Source organism: Microcoleus sp. B7-D4 (assembly GCF_036705125.1).
Taxonomy (GTDB): Bacteria; Cyanobacteriota; Cyanobacteriia; order Cyanobacteriales; family Microcoleaceae; genus Microcoleus.
In genome coordinates, this window is sequence record NZ_JAUBTT010000257.1 from 1 (window position 1) to 1,431 (window position 1,431).

1 protein-coding gene is annotated in these 1,431 nt (G+C 46.2%); it reads right to left on the bottom strand.

Annotation, left to right across the window (positions count from 1 at the left end; genetic code table 11):
• Positions 1-27: 27 nt before the first annotated feature.
• On the bottom strand, positions 28-1,350 hold the full coding sequence (locus QUB12_RS37315; protein ID WP_333054148.1) for an acetamidase/formamidase family protein: 1,323 nt from the start codon (positions 1,348-1,350) through the stop codon (positions 28-30).
• Positions 1,351-1,431 lie beyond the last annotated feature (81 nt).

The window sequence follows — 1,431 nt, forward strand, 5'->3', positions numbered from 1 at the left end:
CACCACTTATCTGAACGCAAACTGCTGTTAACTTCTGACCCAGAGAGACTTGGGCATCAAGCAATGTAGATGTTTTGCTCCCGGCTCTATTTTGCCAATCCGTGCATCCATAGCTAAACTGGCAAGGGAATAGGCATCAAGGGGTACAAGTCCTTTTAGGGTCTGCATTCTCTCAATAAGACTCATAGCCGCCATGTTCATAGCCTGCATTGCATCACCATCGATGGCATGGGTGACAAAACTATCTGAGGTATCAGTGGTAGGGTTAGGGGCAAGGACTGGAGTTGGTTGTTTCGGTAACATGCAATAGACCCCTTTTAGTTGATTGACCACCTCTGCTACTCGACAATCACCGTAGTTTGCCATGTATTGACGAGCTTCAGTAGTGTTTAAGCCTTTAGATTCAGCAAGAAATTTTAGGGTTTCTTCTTCCAGAATATCGATCGCAATATTGAGGTCTCGATCGTAACCCATCGTTATCCAATGAGTATTTGACTCAATCCGCGGCCAAGTCAGGCGTTTACCCTTAATTACTTCTACAGTCAGGTTCAGTTCATTAAAGGCAGACTCGATCGCTGTTAAATTAATCTCACCATTACCTTGCACCGCATGGGAATCCCCAGACCACAATAAAGCTCCATCCACAAACACTGGTAAGTAAATCGTTGTGCCTTCTACTAATTCTCTACAGTCGAGGTTTCCGCCAAAAGGTCCAGGGGGTACGGTGCTATATTGTCCACTTTCAGCTCTCGCCACCCCAAGAATACCGGGGAACGGACGCACAGGTAATTCAATTCCCGGCAAAAATTCTGTTACCCCACGCTTGAGGTCAAGGAAGAAATGTTTTACTTGGGGTTCAGGGAAGCTAGTTGGGAATTGCCCTAGGGCAAGATTACCCGGCAGGTTCCAGTTGGAGCCATAGGTACGAGGCACAATCCGATTAATTTTGACTTTCAGAGTATCTCCGGGTGCTGCGCCCTCTACAAAGATCGGCCCTGTAATCGTATGGGGTCCACGACCGGGATTATTTACCCGCAGTCTAGTAATTTCTTCGATCGATACCCCCGGCAAAATTTGATTCATGGAAGCCATCATGGTTTCCATGACAACGGTGTCCCCTGATTTAATCCGAGCGCGGGGTGTCTCTGCATTATTAAACCAACCCCATTGGACTGTCTCATCATTGGCTGGCAGTAAGTACACACCACCCTGATACTGTCCCACATATCCTTCCTGTAAAGCTGCCATTTCCGATCGATTGGTTGGAGTTTGAGCAGTCAATTTATTTGGTAACAAGGTCGCAGCCGCTGCTACAGTCCCACCAAGAAGAAAATCACGTCGATTCGGCATAGCTTGCTTTTTTATGGTAAATGTCTGTAATCCCCTGATCCATCTAGATCAAAGCAAATATATTATTCAGGCTTATTCTTT

What these genes read in the sequence shown, in the direction of transcription:
- QUB12_RS37315 (WP_333054148.1), bottom strand. Translation starts at nt 1,350, where the DNA reads ATGCCGAATCGACGTGATTTTCTTCTTGGTGGGACTGTAGCAGCGGCT.